Source organism: Bradyrhizobium sp. LA2.1 (genome assembly GCF_040547725.1).
Taxonomy (GTDB): domain Bacteria; phylum Pseudomonadota; class Alphaproteobacteria; order Rhizobiales; family Xanthobacteraceae; genus Bradyrhizobium; species Bradyrhizobium barranii.
In genome coordinates this window covers 87366-105674 of sequence record NZ_JBEPQI010000004.1, presented here as the reverse complement: position 1 = coordinate 105674, position 18309 = coordinate 87366, and the positions used below count along the sequence as shown (strand labels likewise).

Below are 18309 nucleotides of genomic sequence, written 5' to 3'. Positions count from 1 at the left end.
AAGATGACGCAAGGTGGACCGGGTAACGAACCGCAGCCCGAAGAGCGGAAGATCAACATTTCCCAATCTCTCAATGCGCAAATCGCAACAGGCGGCTCACTCATGATGGCGCTTCAGGCGGTCCTCAAGTACGCCGTCTGGCCGGACCGGATGAAGATCGATGCTCCAACTCCGAACAGCCGGCTCGAATTTCTCGCCAAGGAGGCACTCCGCGAGATCAAGAACGCAACGGCCAATGGCTTTCCGGCAGCCGACGAGGCAACGGGAAAGCAAACTGCCCTTATGATTGTCGAGCAGATCGCCGGCGCGATACGGAAGGAGATTGAGTCTCGCCATGAGTAGTCTCCCTTAAGACCAGTTCCAGAAGCCTTGCGCACCGGCGGACGGAATCGGTGTGTCGAACCGCTTGACGTCCGTAAGCGGCCAGCCGTAGAGGCTGTGGTCGATGCGGTCGCTGTCCGCGATGGGCGTTCCCTTGAAGATGTCGAGCACGCTGCGGGGCTCCCCGATGACGGCCGAGCCGAGCGCGACACTGAGCGGCGCCATGTGCAAGTTGGCGTTCTTGCCGTGCGCCTTCACTGCGGCGAGCATCTGGTTCACGACCGGTCCAGCGATTTCAGCATTGAGCGCACTCTCGCCGCCATCGATGCGATCGAGCAGATCTTCAAGCTCCCGGACGGGTGGCCTGCGCGCGCTCGCGTGGATGACGATGCGTTTGCCAACGAGCTTTGCCAGATGCGGCTTGTCGGTGAACATCCAGTCGCGGAATTCGTGCGGCTTGGCGCCGAGGATGATCAGCGTTGCCCACGGCTGATAGACGGTCAGCGCCTTCGTCCCGGCCGGCAGATCGAGCGCCTTGAGCCCCTGTTCGGCCTTCTCGACCACACGAACCGCCTCGCGATGGTTGTCGCTGATGCGGCCGCTGGTTCGGTAGCTCTCGTAGACGGCCGCTTGCAGCGGCCTCGGCACCATGCGCCAGTGACGCGGGCACATGAAGAAATTGCTGCGGACGTTCGTCTTGCAGCCCTCGATCGGACACTCGTGGCTCATGTCGCATCTTCCTCCTGACTGAAAGACCTTGGTGATGACGAAATGGATCGACGCCGCCACGCCGATTCCGGCGAAGATGATCCAGACAACGAGACACAGCGCCGACAGCGCCTTGTTTCGGCGCTCGGCCCTCAGCCGCGTGTCGCGCTCGTCGAGGTGCCCCCGTGAACTCATGAGGCCTTCTTCTCGATGCCGAGAATCTGGCTCTTGATCGCGTCGACCGTCTCGGCCGTGAGCCCCTTCGTCTTCGCCACGGTCTCGACGGCCTTGATCGCGTTTTCCTTCAGCTCGGCCGCGATTTTGCGGCGTCCGTCTGCGCTGATGCGCTTGGCTTCCTCGGCGTGCTTGAGCGCGCGCGACGTCATCATCAGCATTTCGGCGGTGTCGCCATCGGCGCCGAGCTCGCCGGCGTTGCCGAGCATCTCCGAGATGAGCGTCTTGATCGTTTCCGCGACCATCAGGGTCAGCGAGTTGTCACCGGCCTCGTCCAGCTTCGGCGCGATGATCGCAGCGATCTCGCGGGTTTCTTCCAAGCGCCGTCCGAGCAACGCGACCCGCATGGCGGTGCGGTTGAAAGCCGAGCGCGAGATTTTCTCCGGCAAGGGTGCGCTGGCATCGTTGGCGAGCGAAGCCGCCCTTAAACGGGCGTTGAACTCGTCCAGAATTTCGAGCTGGCTGCGCTTCCGCTCCTTGAGCTGCTCAAAGGCCCAGACCTTGGCTTCATCCGCCCATTCCGGGAGCTTGTCGATCTCCGACAGCCGGCCGCGGCGGGCCTTTGCGTGCTGTGCCATCGGGCGCTAGCCCTCCGGCAGGCTGGGACGCTTGATGCCTTCGATCAGAAGGCGTCGCTCGACGTGCTCGATGCCCTTCGGCGCAAGCGTGACAATCACGGCCGTGCCAGCGCTGACCTTCGTCACCGCGCCCATGTCGACGAGCCAGTTCAGCTCCTCGCGAATCCAGTCGCGCGATTTGGCGATCGCAAACGACTCCAGCACCTCTTGAAGCATGCTGTCGCTCGACGAATAGTTCGACTGTTGATGCAGCCAACGCAGGATGATCAGCCGCGCGTGCTCTCGAATGATGTCCCGTCCCATCAGCTCATCACCTTCTCGACCATGGCTTCCTGGATGCGATCGGCCATCGCGGCGATCGGCTTCATCCGCTCGGTCAATTTGCCGACCTCGGTCTGCATGCCCGCCAACGCCATCTCCAGCCGATGCGTGACATCCTTGTCGGGCAAATGCGCCATGTCGGCTTCGAGCTTGACGACACGGTCCTTGACCATGTCGCTCTCAGCCTTGACCACGGACGTGCGCACGATCGCGGCTTCGCGATCATCCTTCTGTGTCTTCTCGATCGAATCCAGCCGCGCGTCGATCTTCTTCGCGCGACCGTTGAGGATCGGGTAGAGAAACGCAGCGAGCGCTATGGCGATCGACACCCACGGCGCCCAATCAATAAAGTTCACGTCTCACTTCCCCTTTGCAAGCCGCTCGCGTTGCCGCTTCTGGCATTCACGCGTGGCGTCGGTGTTAGCGTTGGCTTCGCCGAGCGCGACGGCGTATTCGCCGATCTTCTGCCACGGATCGCTCTGTTCGGTGACGACGGGATCATCGACGTTCCGTGCCAGATCTTCGCAGGCGCGCGACAAGGCCACGCTTTGGTTTGGTCGTGACGGCGCCGGCAGCTTGCTTTCGACGTTGGAGGTCGTGCAGCCAGTCGATGACGCCAGCACGAGGAGCGCAACGGGCAGCGTTAGGATCGCTGCCAAACTTCTCCTGGTACACACTGAGTTTACCCCTTGCTTCCTGTGCCTGCGCGTCCGCGTCTGCTTTGAGGTCCGCGGCATCGGCAGCCGCCTTGACCTGATTGCCGAGCTGAAACTCCTTGAAGGCGAGATCACTCTTCGCTCGTTCCAGCTCGCCGCGCGTCCGTTCGGATTTGACGCCGATCAGGAAGCACAGCACCGCGAACGACAGCACACTCACGAGGCTGGCCGCTTGCATGTACGGCTTCACGCGCGGGACGATCAGCGCGACGAACGGCAGATGCGCGATGGCAAAGCTGGCGGCGGCCAGCGCGGTGATGGTCAACAGCGCTGCTGGCGACGTCGCGATTGACCGGAACATCTCGGCGCTGAAGCGATTGATTGCGTCGAGAACGTCGAGCGGCCATTGCGGCATGCCGAATGACAAGAAGAGTGCGATCATGCCGGCTGGCCCTCCGGCACGTCTGCCCGGATCTCGCCGTCAATTGCCTGCCGCGCCTTCTTGGCTTTCATGCTCGACCAGAGCGAATAGAGGAGCGCGCCGACGCCGGCGAGCACGCAAAGGATCACGATGGCCGTGTAGATCTTCATCAGCCAGTCGGACGAACCGGCGATCGGTTCGACCTGGTCTTTCACGCCCTGGAGCATGGTGCCGACCGTGCCGGAGCCGACACCGCCCTTGACCGCGTCGCCGGCATCGATCGCGGGCTGCGCGACGTCGCTGGCGTAGGCTTTCGCATCGCCCTGGTCGAGGTGCGCCTCGATCGGCTTCGGTCCGACTGAGCCAGTCGCCCAGGCCTGGCCGATCTGCTTGACGTTGGCGACGCGCTTGCTCCACCCGGAGCCGAAGGTCGACCAGGTCGAGAGATGCTGGAGCATCCCCAGCCGCAGGGCGCAGATATCGGCAACGAGTTTGTCGTGGTCGGGATGCGCATTGAGCGCGGCAAGCGTTGCTTCGCCCAGATGGCCGTCGCAATCGTTCATGCGCAGCGCTCGCTGGAGCCACTTCACCGCCTGGAACGGGCCGGAGTTCACCGCCGAGTCGAACATGACGATATCGACGCCGGCCGGCAGGTCGTCGCCGCGGATCGCGTTCCAGTACTGCGCACGATAGATCTGGTCGCGCTCGCGCTTCCAATCGGCGGTGCCGCGCATATCTGGCGTCAAGGCCCGGCGCGGCTTGCCGCTGCGATCCCGGAAGCCGTCATAGACACGTTGAATGATGCCTTCCAGCGTAACGCCGCCGGGATCGCGGGGATGGTTCGACCAGCCGCCTTCGTAACGAAGGATAACCGGCATGCACTTGGGGAAGTCGGTCCTCATTCGAGCATCTTTCCGAGTTTCTCGATGATGACGTGCACGCGCCCGGCGTCGATCATGCGCAGAATGCGAGCGGAGCCCCGTGAGAGGTCGATGTCGACGCCAGTGGATTTGGCAGGGCCGCGGTCGTTGACGCGACAGATGACGCTCCGGCCGCGCCAGTGGACCCGCACGAGCGTGTCGAAGGGATAGGTCCGGTGGGCACAGGTGAGATCGTCGGCGTCATAGGTCTCGCCGTTGGCCGTGTAACGGCCGCTCTCGTCGCCGTACCAGGTCGCGACGCCGGCGTAGATCTCGGCATGGGCGGGCGCGCCGACAGACAACAGCGCGAGGGCCACGCATGCCCGTTTCAAAGATCGTTTGAATGAAGGTTGAAGCAAGCTGGCCCCCGGCTGAGGAGGCCACAATCCCGGAATTACTCGAAAATCCCGACCCTGACAGGTGTCAGGCCGGTGATGATCCGGTGCGCTACTCTCGCACAGGGCGCGCGGAAGTCAAAACAGGTTGCCCTGCTTGTCGTTTTTCTTCTTCCCGTGCTTGGCGCGATGCCGATGCACGGTGCGCTGTGTCAGGCCCAGTTGTTTGGAGATCTCGGTCGAGGATTTGCCTTCTCGATCGAGCTTGTGGACGCGCTCGGCAACCGAACGGACGAACTGCTTATAGGTTCCGCCGACATGCAGCGGAATGTCAATGCGCTGACCGCGACCGTCGACCTCGAAGTGAGCGCAGATCTTGCGGGCCAATTCGATGCCGACGCATTCGACCAGCCAATAGCTCTCGTATCCGTCGAGCAATTTGCTCTGCGCCGGAAAGTAGACGCGCCGCCCGCCGTGCCGCGCGGCAATAGCGAGAGCTGCAGTTTCGCCCGCCACCTCCGCGATCTCCGCCAACACGCCGGGCAGCTTCTCGGTCATTGCCGTCGAGCCTTTATCCGCCTCGGCTTCATCGGGGGGGAAAGCACGGTGACGACGATGCCGTTGACGATGATGTAGTGGTTGCCATCCGCCGCGATCGTCATCTCTCGTTGACCGAGCTGCCCGGCGACGCTGGCGGCGCGGTCGAGGGACTCGGCAAGTTGTCGACGCAGAGCTTCGACATCGAGGCCGCCGACGCGCTCGAGGAAGCGAAGCAGAGCATGATCGCAGACGCGCAGTGGCCGCGGCATGGTTCACCTCGCGCGTGCGCGCCAGGGCGCGTTCGGGCCGGCGTTGACGAAGGACGCGCCGCTCGCCTTTATGGGCTTCGAGTTGAGACGATGCGACCGGAACAGATGCGAGGCGCAATAAGGCACGTCGGCGTCGCTGACCTTCGGAGCGCCGCAGAAGAAGAATTCTGCCTCTCGCGGATCTCCGACCGGCCAGTGACAGCAGGCGTCGTCGAGCTGGGCAAGCGTCCGGCGCTGCTCGATCGGAATCTGCGCATCGACCACGCTTGGCGGTATTGGCCGTTCATTCGCGGGATCGTTGACGCGCACGACGGGTCCGCGTGTGCGGACCCGTCGTTGCCGCGGCTGGCGGACGCCCTTGGCCTGGTCCGTCGAGCCGCGCGGTAGCTTGCGCTTCGGGTCGGCCAGCTCGCCGCGGTGCATCTTGCCGATCACCGCGTTCCGGCTGACACCTCCGATCAAGCCGGCAACGCGCGCGGCCGAGAGGCCGCTGTTGTAGAGCGCAGTCGCTACCGTGACGCGTGTCTCAGTCCAGCCGCGGCCGGCTTCCGCTTGCGCCTGGTGGAGCTTTGGGTGATGCATCGTCATGATGGGCGCTCCTATTCCTGTCGCGCCAGCGCGCCGCGCAGCTTGTTGCCGAGCGCCTTCTGGACATCGTCATGGTCGCGCGTCGAGAAAGCATCCCATCGGTTCTTGCGGGCGATGCGGCCGGCGTAGAACTGGAGATCTTCCATCGGGTCGACGGCTTGGCCGATCGTCTTGACCTCTCCGATTTCGATCAGCTTTCGCCATTGCGCGTTGAGAATGGCGCGCTTACTGGCAATGACGCGGTCGCCTTCGGTCAGGTCCTCGATATCATCCCGGTTCGGCCACTCGACGCCGCCGTCGCGCTCAAGCCATGACTTCAGGCCTTCGATCGCGCTGGATGCCGCTTTCGCATCCTTCAAGAAGCGCACATGGGAAACGCCAGTCTGCCGCTGAAGGAATGCCAGCATGGCGCGGTCGGTGCGCTCGCGGACGATGCCGAGATTGTAGCCGGCGATCCAAAGTGCACGGAGCTTGCCGCCGAGCGCGCTATCGAGGCCGGCGATAGCGCCGCGGATGTTGGCCTCACCGGCGACGCTGCGCAGATCTTCGATCACGCGCCCGGCCTCACTGGTCGTCAGCTCCTTGGCCGAACGCTTTCCGCCGGCCCGCTGTGCGAGGAAGTCCCGATAGGTATCATCGTCAAACTTCGCTTTGGCCTTGAGCACGTGGATGGTGGAGATCATCAACGTTGTGGCGAGATGGGCAGACAAAGGCATGGGTACTTTCTCCTGTTGAGCGCTTTTTGGTGACTGGTTACGCCGCGACCTGGCCTTCGGCTGCGTCCAGCAGCAGTGCGACCGCATCTGCGACCACATCGTCGGGCTTCTCGCCCATGTCCGTGCAGTAGCGGCGCAGCTGCGCGTCGAGCGCGAGCGGCAACTCGTAGCCGCCCGTGCGCGGGCTCGCCTTGTCCAGCACGGTGATGGAGCGTGCGCGACCTGGCAGGAACGTGATCCAACCGCGCTCCTGCAATCCACGCAGAACCTCGGTGACGCGGCCGGTCGATTTGAATCCGAACATTTTTGCGATCTCCCTGTAGCTGGGCGGTTGACGATGCTGTTCGATGTGGCGCTCGATCCCTTCCAGGAATTCGCGCTGGGTCGTGGTGAGGCCTATGCGAATGGCTGGGTTGCTCATGTTGCCGGCTCCGACGTCTCCGGCACTTTCGCGGTGTCCGGCTTGATCTCGAAAGTCTCGACACCCTTGGTGATCTCGACGCCGTCGACAGTCTCTGCGAGCTTGGGATTGCGCAGCATTTCGACGCGGTCGATCTCGACGGCCGGACGCAAGAACTTCTTCAGCTCCGGATTTTCAGAGCGCTTGAGCAATTCGAGGACGGTCTCTTCTTTGCCCTTGATGGTCACCTTCGCCGGCGTCCAACGCCACGAGGCCTTGCCGACGTCGAGATCCGCGGTCTTGGTCCGCCCGTCGTTGGTCAACTGCTTGCGGTTGGCCTCGCAATAGACCTGAAGCGCGAGCTCCAACTGCTCGACCTTCGCGCGCGTCGGCTCGGCCCCGACCGCAGCGGCAAACTTGATGCCGGCGATCTTCTCATTCATGTCGAGTTCGAGCCGGTCCAGCTCGCGCAGCGCAGCGCCGTACTCGGCGAGAAGCGCCACGGCACTTTCGCGATCCTGCGGAACGCTGATTGCATTGGTCTTGCTAGGGGACATCAGACTTTCTCCGGTGGTGATGGGACGGTTGCGGGGGAACGGCCGAAGCCGAGCGCTTCGAGCGAAGCGCCGGCGATGGCAATCTTTTCGCGGGTCTCGCGGAGCAGATCGGCGCGGGCGGTGCTGCCCTTCGGCTGGTCGTCCATGAGGTTCGCGGTGTTGAACATGTCGTAAGTGCTTTCGGCGATGTCGCGGAGCCGCAGCAGGAAAGCCGCCATGGCGATGATCTCCACGATCGAGGCATTCATCGCGAAGCGCTGCTTGGCCTGGTGCGTCGAGTGGTTGACGATCGCCGCGGCGACGGCTTCCGGATCGACGGCGGAGATCTGCGCGGCAAGCTTGCTTTCGATGAGTTCGGCGGATGTGCTCACGATGCGCCTCCGTCCGTCGTCGAACGCGACAGCATGCCGGCGATGATCTTGTCGAGCCGCACCTTGGTGAGCGAGACGACCTTCGGATCGCGCCCGCCTGTGAGGTCGATCGGCACGACGTTCTGTTCCGGCAGCTCTGCGCGCAGCGCCGCGTCGAACGTGTCGTTGGCGACACCAAGCTCCATAAGCCCGACCTGGGCCATGACAGCGCGCAGGTCGCGCTTGAATTCGGCGGCTTCATAGGTCGTCATCGGCGCGCGACCGGTGATCATCGCGTCGAAGCGCGCGTAGAGTTCTTGCAGCTTCCGGGTGGTGCCCATCATCGCGGCACCTCCGGCAGACGCGAGTTCGGACACCTCGGCGCACCCATGCCGTGGCAGGAGCGATAGCAACGGCCGCTCGCCTCCGAGGAAAACGGCGGTGTGACCTTCTGCAAGTCCAGGCACTGATCCCGCCCGATCTCAGCATAGACGGGGCACATGACTTTCGCGCCGAGCAGCGCGCCGCGCACCTTCTGCTCGACGGCGCCCATGTCGCCTGGATATTTGTTGGCGAACACGTGCGAGAGGACGGCGGGCGAGTAGCCGATGTTCTTCGCCGCGCGAGTGGCGGTGATGCGGTCGGCTTCCTCGGCCAACGCTTGTATCCAGTCCGGCGCGGGATTGCCCCACGCCGCTAGCGCCTTCTGGACGAAGGTCTGTTTCTCGTACCTCACGACTTCACCTCTCTCGCGATCGGCGCGGCGCCCATGAACTTCTTCAGGTTCGGGTCCCAGACCGACTTGCCGTTGATGTGCTTGAGGCTCGGCGGCATCGGCCCGGTGCTCATGCCCGGCTTGAGACGCCAGGCCGAGGCGCCGCCTTGCCCTTTGACGCCGCCACGCCGCGTCGTCTTGGTGACGGCGAGATAGCCGGCCTTGTGCAGCCGGCGCACGAAGCAGCCCGCCGTCTGCTTGTTCGGCTTCAGGTCCTCGGTGGTCGCGGCGAACACCAACTCGTCCAGGCTGAAGCCCGTCGTCAGGTTGCGCATCGCGATCCAGAGCTGTTCATGCGCGGTGGTGGTCGGCACAGGGCTGCCATCGGGACGCAGTCGCGGTGCCTTTAGAGGGTGCTTCAAGAGCTTGTAAAGCGGTGTCGGATATTTGCCCTTGATGGCGTGGTGCCGGGTCGCGATGCGCTCGACGAAGCCGGCGGCGACCAGTGCCGTCAGATACTTCGAGATGCACTTGACCGACACGTTGCTCATCCCATCGACGTCGGCGACGGTGAAACAGCCTTGCTCCTTGTCGAGCCTGACCATGATTTCCCAGAAGCCTTCGAAGCCGCGCGGCACGCGGACCGGAAGGCTCGCACTGTCAAAGTGCTCCTTGTGCATCAGGCGGCCCTCACGATCCGGCGCGGAAACTGCTCGATGTCGCGCTGCGCCGGCGGCTCGCCGGTGTAGAAGTCCTGGTTGCCCCAGACCTTGAGATCGAGCGCCTTGTGGCTACGGTTGCGCGCGTAGTCGGCCACCCTTTCGAGGTTGACGACGATGCGCCTCGCCCGGCCACCGGAACGCTGGCGAATGGTATCGAGCAGATCGTCATCGATCCTGACCGCCGGCACGAATGCCTTGGCGAGCACACGCGCGTCGTCGAGATCGCAAGGCTGCGCCGGAAACCAGTCCAGCACGCGGTTGTGCATGCGCTCGACGGTAAGCAGCTTGGCCGGAAGTTTCTCCTCGCCGATCAGGATGATCGGCACGCCGGACTCCTGCTGAAGTTCGCGGATCACCTCGATCATGTTCTTGTCGACCAGCTTGTCGGCTTCGTCGACGATCAGCGGCCGCGAGGCATCGGCTCCGAGCGCGGCTTTCGCCAGCTCGGCGAGATCGGAGGCGCTCCAGCTCTTGCGCACGGTCTCGCCGCACTCCTTCAGGATGTGACGGAGCAGCGCGCGGCGCGTCCAGGTCTCGCCGACCTCGATGCGGCGGGCCTTCACTTTCATCTGCACGTACATCGAGGCCCAGCTCTTGCCGAGGCCGGACGGGCCGTGGCAGACGCCGAAGCCTGGGAGATGCGGCGCGCGCTCGATCAGCTTGACCGTCATCGCCATGAAGGACGCGACGTTCTTGAGGGCGACCGGGCCTTGTGCGGGTGTGTTCGTCATGGAGTCCTGACCTTCCATTGGTGGTTTATGAAGACGAGGCAGCCTCGTCGGTTGATGCGATCTCGCCGTAGACGGCGAGGAAGCCGCGGTACACAGAGCCTTCGCGGAAGCTGCCGAGCCAAAGCAGCTCGTCCGGTTCGACGAATTCCTTCGCTGCGATGCGCGCCTCAAGCGCGCGTGCGCGATTCCAGAGCTGGTGATCGGTCTCGACCGGGCGCAGCGACTGGACGTTCGCCGGCATGAGCTGCTCGGCGCGGAGCTGTTCGGCCAGCGCTGCGATCTCCGGCGCGTGTGTCGCCTCGACCGGCGTGTGCGCGACGCGCGCGGCCGCGAGTGCGGGCGTGTCGTGGGTCTCGACCGGCTTGGGGAATTCAATCAGCTTGCCGTTGCTGGCGGCGAGCTGTGCCTGGCGGTGGATGGCCGGCGCGAAATCCTTCGCCCTGATCTTGCGCGCGGTCTTCTTCACCGCGTCCATGCTGTCGTTGATCAAGCGCTTCTGCTCGGCACGTGCGGCGGCAATGGCCTTGGCCGGATCGATGCCGGCAAGCTCCGGCGCGATGGCTTCGCCGAGATAGGTCTCGCCGTCCTCGGTGTAGACATAGGCGCGGCCCATGTCGGCCGGGTCCATGCGGATGAACACGGTCTCGCCGACGTCGAGGAAGCCGCCGATGTAATGCGCGCCGTCGATGCGCAGGCCTGTCTTGGTGACGGTACGCAGGCCATCCTTGCCGGCGACCGGCGCGAGGAGCATGTCGAGTGCGCGCACGTCCTCGATCTTGCGGATGCTGCCGGCCGCCATCGCTGCCGCCTCGAATGGTGTCCGGCCGCCGAGGCTGGCATGCGGCTTGGTGCCGTAGACATCACGGCACCAGGCGTCGAGGTGAGTTTGCAGCTCGGCCGCGGACAGCGCGACCTGGAAGGTGTCCTCCGGAGCGTCGCCGAGCCGGGCCGAGAATGCCTTGCGGTTCTCGATCACCTTGCGGTCCGCGACGCTGTGGCCGATGAAACCTTCAAGCGTGCGCATCAGGCCGCGCTGCATGGTGCCGATCGCGCGCTCGACATGGCCCTTCTGCTCCGGGCTGAAGGGGGCCGACTTTTCGTGGTCGATGCCAAGTGCCGCAAACAGGCGGCGCGTCGCGTGCGCGATGAAGTCCGAGCCGTTGTCTGTCTTGATCCGCTCCGGCACGCCCCAGGCAAGGATGGCCTTGCGGATCAGCAGCCCGACCGCGGCAGCGCGCGGGGTCTCGGTGACGAGCGCGACCAGGCGCCGCGAGTAGATGTCTTCGCAGACATAGATCGCCTGGCGGCGACCCTCGGTGGTCATCACGTCGGCGGGCGATGCGTCGATCTGCCAGATCTCGTTGAAGCGCGCAGCCGGCTGCGCCACGCGCGCGGCGAACCGCATCGTGCTCTTGAAGTTGTCGGGGTTGCGGATCGATTCGAGCGCGACGCGGAAGGTTGTTCGCCAGCCCTTCAACGCGGCTTGAAAGGTGCGGATCGGCGGCAGCTCGACAACCTGGTCGCCGACCTTCAGCTCCGGGAAGCTGTCTGCGACCAGCGAGCGGATATGATAGGCGGTGAGCTGCGGCTGCTTGGCGACCAGGGCGAGGATGTGCGTCCGCACCTGGCCATCATTGGCGCGATCGAGCACGCCGGTGCCGCGGCGGGCGGCGGCGCGATCGACGCCGAGTTTCGACTTGTGCCCGGCCTTGGCGGCGGCGCGCCAGCGCGCCAGCGTGCGCGGGTTGAGGCTCTTCACCTCGCTCCTGATCCACGGCGCGATATCAAGCTGGCCGGTGTTGTAGAGGTCGCAGAGCTGGCGATCGGCGCGCTTGTGGCCGACATTGGCGTCACGCGCGATGCGATCGGCCTGGCCGAGCAGCGCAAGGCGGGCATCGCGCGCGTTAGCGGCACCGGCGGTGACGTTGACGGCTTCGGGCTCGCTAGCAGCTTCGCGGGCCATTGCTGCCGGAATCTCGACAGCTTCAATATGCTTGCCGACATAGGCGGCGCGTGCCTGCGCCGGCAGCGATTCCAGCGCATATTCCACACCGCCGCCGCGCCCTTGCCGTGCGCGTGTCTGCCAGCGTTCGCGTTCAGCCGCGAACTGGATGCCGCGCTGCGAGGCAGGCAAACCTGGCAGCTTCTCTGCGGCGATCTCTGCGGCTGACAAGAACATCTTCACGTCCAAACTTCCCCCGTGCCCAATTCTGGGCGAGCCCGTCCGCCGCGCGTTCAGCGCGAGCGGTCGTCGTAATCCGAGTGCTGCGGCCAGAGCTGGCTGGCTTCGTCATGGCCGCGCGACTTGCCGCAGGTGACGCCGATGCGGAAGCTGATCCAGCAAGCGCCGATCAGCACCGGCAGATAGAGAACGGCGAGCAGCGTGATGATGATTTCGAGCTTGCTCACGGGCGCGCCTCCGGCCTCGCGAGGTGCGGATGCTCGCCGAACCAGCGGCACTCGAAGCACGCCGGAAAGCCATAGCCGTCATCGACGGCCATGAAGACTTGCTCGCCGCAGCCGGCGCATTTGAATTCGATCGAGCCGTCAGCGTTACACGTGATCTCCGGGACGGCTTCATCAGCTTCGGCGGCGATCTGCTTCAGTGTCTTCGCGTCGTGGGGCAGCTTGCAGCCCTGCCGACGCCGGCCATTCTCCTCGAAGGCCGCACGCCCTGCATCAGTAATGCGGACCAACTGCGAGCCCACACGGCGCAGCAGTCCGATCGTGAGTAGGCTTTCGACCGTGCTCGGCTTGAACCAGAGGCCGTTGAACGTGAACTCCCAGCGCTGGCCACGTCTCTTGAGTCCGCCGCGGCCATCACCCTGGATCGCGTACCAAAGCGCGCTCGCCTGCGATCTGTTTAGAAGAATCGTCGTCACTTGCTGGCCCTCCATTTTGCGTCTGCCTCTTCTTCGAGGCTCTTCAGGCGCGCGATTTCTTCGCGCGCGATCTCGCGCTGGATCAGCGGCTCGAAGCGGTTGCTGATGGCGATGAATGGCGTGTCCTGGACCGCGGCGTTGATCAGGCGGTCGTCGCCGGTCACGGCGAGGAGTGCGATCAACCGATGCGCAGGGATGTTGCTGCGCTCGTTGGCCGGCGAGGAATACTGGTACAGCACGTCGGCGGTGACCTTCTCGCCGAGGTAGTTCGACATCTCCTCGGCGATCTCTTCGCGCGAACGGCCGGATTCCTTGATCGCCTCGGCCACCGCGCGGGCTATGCGGACGGAGACGCGATCGGCGCGAACGCGCTCCTGCGAGAAGCGGCGCGCGACCGGAGGCAGCTGTTCGTCTGGCGTGCGCGGCCGTGTCACTTCCGCGCCTCCGGCAGCGGGATGACGGCCCAGGGCTTGCTGCGCGTCACGGCATAAGCACCGAGATTGAGTACGGCGCACACAAGAGCTGCGACCGCTTCGTCGTCATAGGCGCGCGCCTTGTCATGGCGCCCTGTTGTCGCGGGCGCGGGATAAGTCCCCGTGTTGCGATAGCGGCCGACGAAGAACCGTTGCCGGCGTCCGTCCATGCGGGCGATGCATCGCTGCGTCACGGCCGCACCGTCGCGATCGAGACGGCGTGCTGCACGCGAATGATCCCGGCGCGTTGCTGATCATGCGCGCTGCCGGCGACTAGCACGAGGCCGGCGACGGTGAGCACCGCGACCGCGATCAGGCTGCGGATGGCAAGGGTTGTGCGCGCGCTCATTCGCAGAATCCCTGCATCTGAGCGAGCGCGCGCGGAATGATCAGCGTGTAAGCGGTGCCCTTATCGTTGGAGCCGATCGCTATGCCGTCATAGCCGAGCGCGTGCTCGCGCCCGTCGGCGCGGTCACGCACGACGAGGCCGAATCGGTCGACCCTGACGAGATCGACATCGACCTGGACGCTGGTATCTGGGTCGAACGGTGAATGGTGCGAAGTCATGCGCGCCCCCGTCCGAGTTCAGATTCGCCGTGCAGTTCTGAATCGACCGCCGCGCCGCGCCCGGTAGAACTACGGCTGCCGGAGAGTTCAGTCAGGAGTACCCGATGGCACCGCGCCGACACGAGCACCGCCGCCCGATCCTCGACCCGCATCATGTCGGAGACGACTTCGCCTCCGGCTGTGACGTGCAGGATCACGAGGACTGGCTGCGCCTGGTGTGGTGGGTGGACGTCCCGGCCAACGGCAGCGGCGCCCGATGCAAGGTGCGCAGCATCGTGCTGCCGCGAAGCGCGCTGCCCAATGTCATGCAGGAGATGCGGGGCGGCGCTGGACATGGCCGCGACGCGCGGCGGCATTGATGGTGCGGGAATCATGCCGCCCTCCGTCGCCGCGAAGCGTTTTTACGCGGTTTAACGGTCGCGCATTTCGCGAGGAGCTCGAGCGTGACCTCGGGTTTTCCGAGTTTGGCGGCGGCGGCGATGATCCGCGGCCAATAGGCCGAATCGATTTTGTTTCGGTGCTTCATGACGCGGACGTGGCCGTCGTCGATGTCGGCGGCGGCACCGAATTTGGCTGGTCCGCCGAAGTATTCGATTACGTCTCGGAATGTGCGCATCCCAAATCGCTACAAAATGTAGCGATTAAAGTCAAGACGGCACGTAACGATCTCGTAGTTACAAGATGTAACATGGACGAATCGGCACTACGCAAGGCGCAAGGCGAGCGGTTGACGGCGGCTAGGAAGGCGGCCGGCTATCGCTCGGCAAGGGAAGCTGCACTTGAGAACGGCTGGAAAGAGAGCAGCTACCGGACGCACGAGGCTGGCACTCGAACGATCGGAATGAATGACGCCGAGCGCTATGCGCGCCGGTTCAATCGATCGGGCGCCAAGACCAGCGCCCGTCAGATCATGTTCGGTGATGAGGAGGAGGCTGCGCCGGCCGAGGCTTCTCTGGATGAGCGACGCACGGTTGTCCCTATTATGGGACGCATTGGCGGAGGCGCTCAGATCGAGCCCGACTATGAGCAGGCTCCTCCCGATGGTCTCGACCAAGTCGAACTGCCAATCATCATAGCGGGCGATGTCATTGGCTTCGAAGTGGCAGGCGACTCCATGCTGCCGAAGTATTCGGATGGGACCGTGGTGGTCGTGTTTAGGGACCCGGAGCGCGCCATCTCAAGCTTGTTGGGTGAGGAAGCGGCAGTCGTGACCGCGGAAGGGCATCGGTATCTGAAGGTCCTTAAACCTGGCTCGAAGGCGCACCTCTACAATCTGGAGAGCTTCAATGCTCGACCGATCGTGGATGTGAGGCTTTCTTGGGCTAGCGAGATCGTCGCAATCGTTCCGAAGAGGCAGGTGCGTAACGTCGCCCGACAAAAATCTACGAAGGCCGCCGCTCGGTCGCAGCGGGGAATCGCGAAATGAGGCGGGCGATTGTGGTCGTACTGACGACTTTGCTTGCGTGCTCGCCAGTTGCTGCCGATTGGTCAATCACGTCCTACAAGGATCGCTTGTCCGATCGAGACGTCAAAGTCGCCACCTTACCGGCGAAGGAACGGGATCACGGTGTCTTCGCGCGTCTTGTGATTAATTGCCTTGAAAGCCCGGTTGTCGGTGGTCTCGTTCTATCGATCGAGACCGGTTCGAGGTTTTCGCGTGGGCGCATGGGATTGAGCTACAGGGTGGATCAGCGCGAAGTCGTACCGCGCTTGATGCCTGTAAATTCGAACGGCAACGGCATGTCGAGCTGGGCTCAGCCGGAAGAGTTAGAGGGGGCGAAGCGGATCAGGGTCGAATTGTCTCCCGCTCGATCTCCGACATTGTTCTTCGATTTTGACCTGACCGGGGTCGACAAGGCGATGAACGCGATTCCTTGCGTTCGAACCCGGGAGAAATGGACGCCCTGACCCGGCTCGGAACTGGCGACCCGATTAGAAGCCCGCCCATGCGTTTGGGCGTCGGCGCGCACAAATCCGTCAGGAAGTCTTTGAAGATAGAATTGAAGCCCCTGAGCCCCGGCGCGGGCCTATTCCGCCTCATCCCCTCGGTCGCCATCCCGATCGGGGGCCTTCAGGGCATCGTTTCACGGGAAACCGGTGTTTCACGGCCCATCATTCCGTTGACCAAGCCGCTGTTGCCGGCCGAGGCCGGCGCACCAGCCCTAGCGGCTTCTCTCTGGGCAGATTCGGCGCCATCATGGGCGGTGTCCCCACGCATCATCCAGATCCCGCTCTCGGGCGGCGACCGCAAGGCCCAGGCCAAAGGCATCCGCCAGGCGCACGGCCTGCACGCGAGCTATTTCCGGGAGTCCGTACTGATCCGGGAAGCCGCCGAGGCCAAGCTGCGCGACGCCGACCGGCTGGAGTGCGACGCGTGGAATGCGATCATGTGGGCTGGCGGCCCGGCGATGCCATCGCCTGGCGAAGCCCAGGCGAACCCGACGATCGCCAAGGCGCTCAATGCCGGCTACGACCTGGTCGAGGCCAAGTGCAACCGATGCCGGCGGATCTCGCTGGTGTCGCTGCGCACGATCAAGCGGCCGGCCTACACGCCGATCTGGAAGCTGGAGCCGGCGCTTTATTGCGAGCCGTGCTCGGACGTGCGAGGCCGGCGGCAGCGCGCCCATATTCTGCGGCTGACATTTGCCAGGCCGGACGGCGACACGACGGAGAAGGCCCAACGATGAAGTACGCCACTTATGGTGCCGCCGAGGAGCTGCGTCGATGAAGCGGGATATGGATTATGTGCGAGAACTCTTGCTGAAGATCGAAGCATCGCCAGACCCAATTGAGGATACAGACGAACTTGAATCCCCCGATGCCTCCCGCGAGGCGAAGCGCAAGCTTTGGTATCATTTGGCGATGTTGATCGACGAGGTCGGTCTCATTAAGGGGCAGGAAATCCCGTACATGTCGAATGATGTGGACGATGATGAAGTGGGGCGCATGTGGGAAGGCGCCGTCCTGACCTGGCGAGGGCACGAATTTCTCGAAGCAGTCCGCGACAAGGACGTCTGGGCCAAGACCGTCGCCGGAGCAAAAAAGGCCGGCAACTTCGGTTTCGATCTACTGCTCGACCTCGCGAAGGCATATGGCAAGCAGTACCTGAAGGAAAGGTTGCCGGGGCTGGAACTATGAGCAGCGAGAGATATTCGAGACAGTTCGTCACCTATCCTGCGTACTGGCTGAGCTGGGAGACGGGATACCTTCACAACAGGAAAAGCCGATGAGCGCACCGCCGGAATCGATCAGAGTGGAAGTTGAGTGGCTGCTTCACGACGGCCGGAAAACGGATCACCCTTTCGATGGTCAGCCATGCATCGAGCTGGGCGTGAGCTTTCAACCACCGACGCAAGTGCCCGGCGGGGCGGTGTTGAATGGCATTACCAGGGTGAAGGCGCTGATCGACACCGGGTCGCAGTGGAATCTGATCGATGAAGAGCTGATCAGGGCTCACAATCCTCCGGTGCTCGACCGACTGATCAACCAAGGTGTCGCCGGATCTGCGATGATGACGAGCCATCGCATTTGGATGATGCTCTATTCCGGAGCTGGTAACATGATGCACGAGACCGGCGCCGGGGGCATCAACCTGAGCGGAAGGAACTCGCCCTGGCGGGTGATCCTCGGCCGCAAATTCCTGCAGGCGACGAGGTTCACATATGACGGCGCCACCGGCATTCGCGAGTTGGAGATTTTCCTTAATCCGGCGGGCCTGGTCTAGCTGTTGATGAAAGGTTGAGGACAAGAAACGATGAAGTACGCTGCCGCCCGCCCGTTCGAAGATCCTGAAGCCGCAGCCCGCAAGCTGGTCGAGATCGCGGCGAGCGTCGAAGCCGTACAGGACGGACGCATCCATATCGAGAAGATCATCGCGCCGTTCCTGTTCACGCACAAGGCCAAGGGCAGCGAGTTCGGCGCCGGCATCACGTTCGCGGTCGAGCGCGGTTGGTTGGAGCTGCACAAGAGCGGGACTTACGTGCGGCTGAAGCCGGCGGGTGAGAATCTGCTAGCGACCTGATGGCTTGGTCCGCGCGCTTCGACGATCCGATTCTGTTGCCGGACGGCGGCGAGTTGACGACGTTGCTCGATGCCGGCAGCTACATCGCCGCACTACCGCCTGACATCCACGACCGGCCGGAGTGGAAGGCGGCGATCGAGGCATTGCTCCTGGTCGCCGATAATGGCGGCCCGACGATGCTGGCACGGATCGGAATGATGCGGGCGCTTAATCAGGGAAAGCCGATGCCGGACTTGAAGCGAACGGCACGCAAGATCAATCTCATTCGCTGACTAATTGGAGCA

Annotated in this window: 34 protein-coding genes; 9 read left to right on the top strand and 25 right to left on the bottom strand. The window is 63.8% G+C overall.

Features of this window, described 5'->3' with window-relative positions; genetic code table 11:
* The first annotated feature begins 3 nt into the window (after window positions 1-3).
* On the top strand, window positions 4-342 hold the full coding sequence (locus ABIB95_RS08375; RefSeq protein WP_354238674.1) for a hypothetical protein: 339 nt from the start codon (window positions 4-6) through the stop codon (window positions 340-342).
* A gap of 6 nt (window positions 343-348) precedes the next feature.
* Here ABIB95_RS08375 and ABIB95_RS08370 read toward each other — a convergent pair whose 3' ends face one another.
* From ABIB95_RS08370 to ABIB95_RS08250, 25 genes are all read right to left on the bottom strand, one after another.
* Entirely contained in the window at window positions 349-1224 is an 876-nt protein-coding gene (locus ABIB95_RS08370; RefSeq protein WP_354238672.1) for an ASCH domain-containing protein, read from the bottom strand.
* A complete protein-coding gene (locus tag ABIB95_RS08365; protein WP_354238670.1) occupies window positions 1221-1841 on the bottom strand; it encodes a DUF3486 family protein in 621 nt (206 codons plus the stop codon). The genes ABIB95_RS08370 and ABIB95_RS08365 overlap by 4 nt, the downstream gene beginning before the upstream one ends.
* Window positions 1842-1847: 6 nt before the next feature.
* Window positions 1848-2144, bottom strand: a complete 297-nt coding sequence (locus ABIB95_RS08360) for a VpaChn25_0724 family phage protein (RefSeq protein ID WP_354122662.1) — start codon at window positions 2142-2144, stop codon at window positions 1848-1850.
* Window positions 2144-2518 carry a DUF2730 family protein gene (locus tag ABIB95_RS08355; RefSeq protein ID WP_354117883.1) on the bottom strand — a complete coding sequence of 125 codons (375 nt, stop codon included), beginning with the start codon at window positions 2516-2518 and terminating at the stop codon, window positions 2144-2146. Before ABIB95_RS08355 ends, ABIB95_RS08360 begins: the two co-directional genes overlap by 1 nt.
* 142 nt (window positions 2519-2660) lie before the next feature.
* Window positions 2661-3233, bottom strand: coding sequence for a hypothetical protein (locus tag ABIB95_RS08350; RefSeq protein WP_354238667.1), 573 nt, complete (start codon window positions 3231-3233; stop codon window positions 2661-2663).
* A 23-nt stretch (window positions 3234-3256) separates the two neighbouring features.
* Window positions 3257-4141, bottom strand: a complete 885-nt coding sequence (locus tag ABIB95_RS08345; RefSeq protein ID WP_354238665.1) for a glycoside hydrolase family 108 protein — start codon at window positions 4139-4141, stop codon at window positions 3257-3259.
* Window positions 4138-4476, bottom strand: a complete 339-nt coding sequence (locus ABIB95_RS08340; protein WP_354238663.1) for a septal ring lytic transglycosylase RlpA family protein — start codon at window positions 4474-4476, stop codon at window positions 4138-4140. The genes ABIB95_RS08345 and ABIB95_RS08340 overlap by 4 nt, the downstream gene beginning before the upstream one ends.
* Before the next feature lie 156 nt (window positions 4477-4632).
* Window positions 4633-5052, bottom strand: coding sequence for a helix-turn-helix domain-containing protein (locus ABIB95_RS08335; protein WP_354238661.1), 420 nt, complete (start codon window positions 5050-5052; stop codon window positions 4633-4635).
* The gene (locus tag ABIB95_RS08330; protein ID WP_354238659.1) at window positions 5049-5303 is read right to left on the bottom strand and encodes a hypothetical protein; all 255 of its coding nucleotides are present in this window, start codon (window positions 5301-5303) and stop codon (window positions 5049-5051) included. Before ABIB95_RS08330 ends, ABIB95_RS08335 begins: the two co-directional genes overlap by 4 nt.
* Before the next feature lie 3 nt (window positions 5304-5306).
* Window positions 5307-5891, bottom strand: a complete 585-nt coding sequence (locus tag ABIB95_RS08325) for a GcrA family cell cycle regulator (protein ID WP_354238657.1) — start codon at window positions 5889-5891, stop codon at window positions 5307-5309.
* Window positions 5892-5902: 11 nt separating this feature from the next.
* Complete coding sequence (locus tag ABIB95_RS08320; RefSeq protein WP_354238655.1) at window positions 5903-6607, bottom strand: regulatory protein GemA; 705 nt, start codon at window positions 6605-6607, stop codon at window positions 5903-5905.
* Between the two features lie 37 nt (window positions 6608-6644).
* Window positions 6645-7028: a LexA family protein gene (locus ABIB95_RS08315; protein WP_354238653.1), complete on the bottom strand. Its 384-nt coding sequence runs from the start codon at window positions 7026-7028 to the stop codon at window positions 6645-6647.
* Entirely contained in the window at window positions 7025-7564 is a 540-nt protein-coding gene (locus ABIB95_RS08310; protein WP_354238651.1) for a host-nuclease inhibitor Gam family protein, read from the bottom strand. The genes ABIB95_RS08315 and ABIB95_RS08310 overlap by 4 nt, the downstream gene beginning before the upstream one ends.
* On the bottom strand, window positions 7564-7935 hold the full coding sequence (locus ABIB95_RS08305) for a hypothetical protein (RefSeq protein ID WP_354238649.1): 372 nt from the start codon (window positions 7933-7935) through the stop codon (window positions 7564-7566). Before ABIB95_RS08305 ends, ABIB95_RS08310 begins: the two co-directional genes overlap by 1 nt.
* Window positions 7932-8258, bottom strand: coding sequence for a hypothetical protein (locus ABIB95_RS08300; protein ID WP_354238647.1), 327 nt, complete (start codon window positions 8256-8258; stop codon window positions 7932-7934). The genes ABIB95_RS08305 and ABIB95_RS08300 overlap by 4 nt, the downstream gene beginning before the upstream one ends.
* Entirely contained in the window at window positions 8255-8650 is a 396-nt protein-coding gene (locus tag ABIB95_RS08295; RefSeq protein WP_354238645.1) for a transcriptional regulator, read from the bottom strand. Before ABIB95_RS08295 ends, ABIB95_RS08300 begins: the two co-directional genes overlap by 4 nt.
* The gene (locus tag ABIB95_RS08290) at window positions 8647-9309 is read right to left on the bottom strand and encodes a hypothetical protein (protein ID WP_354238643.1); all 663 of its coding nucleotides are present in this window, start codon (window positions 9307-9309) and stop codon (window positions 8647-8649) included. Before ABIB95_RS08290 ends, ABIB95_RS08295 begins: the two co-directional genes overlap by 4 nt.
* A complete protein-coding gene (locus ABIB95_RS08285; RefSeq protein ID WP_354238641.1) occupies window positions 9309-10082 on the bottom strand; it encodes an AAA family ATPase in 774 nt (257 codons plus the stop codon). Before ABIB95_RS08285 ends, ABIB95_RS08290 begins: the two co-directional genes overlap by 1 nt.
* Window positions 10083-10107: 25 nt before the next feature.
* Window positions 10108-12261 (bottom strand): TnsB C-terminal domain-containing protein, encoded by a 2154-nt coding sequence (locus tag ABIB95_RS08280; RefSeq protein ID WP_354239087.1) that lies wholly within the window; start codon window positions 12259-12261, stop codon window positions 10108-10110.
* A 56-nt stretch (window positions 12262-12317) separates the two neighbouring features.
* Window positions 12318-12491, bottom strand: a complete 174-nt coding sequence (locus ABIB95_RS08275) for a hypothetical protein (protein WP_354238639.1) — start codon at window positions 12489-12491, stop codon at window positions 12318-12320.
* Window positions 12488-12964, bottom strand: coding sequence for a hypothetical protein (locus tag ABIB95_RS08270; RefSeq protein WP_354238637.1), 477 nt, complete (start codon window positions 12962-12964; stop codon window positions 12488-12490). The genes ABIB95_RS08275 and ABIB95_RS08270 overlap by 4 nt, the downstream gene beginning before the upstream one ends.
* On the bottom strand, window positions 12961-13398 hold the full coding sequence (locus ABIB95_RS08265; RefSeq protein ID WP_354238635.1) for a hypothetical protein: 438 nt from the start codon (window positions 13396-13398) through the stop codon (window positions 12961-12963). The genes ABIB95_RS08270 and ABIB95_RS08265 overlap by 4 nt, the downstream gene beginning before the upstream one ends.
* A complete protein-coding gene (locus tag ABIB95_RS08260; RefSeq protein ID WP_354238633.1) occupies window positions 13395-13631 on the bottom strand; it encodes a hypothetical protein in 237 nt (78 codons plus the stop codon). Before ABIB95_RS08260 ends, ABIB95_RS08265 begins: the two co-directional genes overlap by 4 nt.
* Window positions 13628-13786 (bottom strand): hypothetical protein, encoded by a 159-nt coding sequence (locus tag ABIB95_RS08255; protein WP_354238631.1) that lies wholly within the window; start codon window positions 13784-13786, stop codon window positions 13628-13630. The genes ABIB95_RS08260 and ABIB95_RS08255 overlap by 4 nt, the downstream gene beginning before the upstream one ends.
* A complete protein-coding gene (locus ABIB95_RS08250) occupies window positions 13783-14004 on the bottom strand; it encodes a hypothetical protein (RefSeq protein WP_354238629.1) in 222 nt (73 codons plus the stop codon). The genes ABIB95_RS08255 and ABIB95_RS08250 overlap by 4 nt, the downstream gene beginning before the upstream one ends.
* Window positions 14005-14108: 104 nt before the next feature.
* On the opposite strand from ABIB95_RS08250, the gene ABIB95_RS08245 reads away from it, so the two are divergent.
* The 8 genes from ABIB95_RS08245 to ABIB95_RS08210 all read left to right on the top strand — a co-directional run bounded on the left by ABIB95_RS08245 (window position 14109) and on the right by ABIB95_RS08210 (window position 18297).
* On the top strand, window positions 14109-14363 hold the full coding sequence (locus ABIB95_RS08245; RefSeq protein ID WP_354238627.1) for a hypothetical protein: 255 nt from the start codon (window positions 14109-14111) through the stop codon (window positions 14361-14363).
* The gene (locus tag ABIB95_RS08240) at window positions 14363-15430 is read left to right on the top strand and encodes a LexA family transcriptional regulator (protein ID WP_354238625.1); all 1068 of its coding nucleotides are present in this window, start codon (window positions 14363-14365) and stop codon (window positions 15428-15430) included. Before ABIB95_RS08245 ends, ABIB95_RS08240 begins: the two co-directional genes overlap by 1 nt.
* The gene (locus ABIB95_RS08235) at window positions 15427-15912 is read left to right on the top strand and encodes a hypothetical protein (RefSeq protein ID WP_354238623.1); all 486 of its coding nucleotides are present in this window, start codon (window positions 15427-15429) and stop codon (window positions 15910-15912) included. Before ABIB95_RS08240 ends, ABIB95_RS08235 begins: the two co-directional genes overlap by 4 nt.
* Window positions 15900-16691 carry a hypothetical protein gene (locus tag ABIB95_RS08230; RefSeq protein WP_354238621.1) on the top strand — a complete coding sequence of 264 codons (792 nt, stop codon included), beginning with the start codon at window positions 15900-15902 and terminating at the stop codon, window positions 16689-16691. Before ABIB95_RS08235 ends, ABIB95_RS08230 begins: the two co-directional genes overlap by 13 nt.
* A gap of 37 nt (window positions 16692-16728) precedes the next feature.
* Window positions 16729-17142 (top strand): DUF2513 domain-containing protein, encoded by a 414-nt coding sequence (locus tag ABIB95_RS08225; RefSeq protein WP_354238619.1) that lies wholly within the window; start codon window positions 16729-16731, stop codon window positions 17140-17142.
* Between the two features lie 88 nt (window positions 17143-17230).
* Entirely contained in the window at window positions 17231-17728 is a 498-nt protein-coding gene (locus ABIB95_RS08220; RefSeq protein ID WP_354238617.1) for a hypothetical protein, read from the top strand.
* Window positions 17729-17758: 30 nt separating this feature from the next.
* The gene (locus tag ABIB95_RS08215) at window positions 17759-18025 is read left to right on the top strand and encodes a hypothetical protein (protein WP_354238615.1); all 267 of its coding nucleotides are present in this window, start codon (window positions 17759-17761) and stop codon (window positions 18023-18025) included.
* On the top strand, window positions 18025-18297 hold the full coding sequence (locus ABIB95_RS08210; protein ID WP_354238613.1) for a hypothetical protein: 273 nt from the start codon (window positions 18025-18027) through the stop codon (window positions 18295-18297). Before ABIB95_RS08215 ends, ABIB95_RS08210 begins: the two co-directional genes overlap by 1 nt.
* Window positions 18298-18309: the final 12 nt, after the last annotated feature.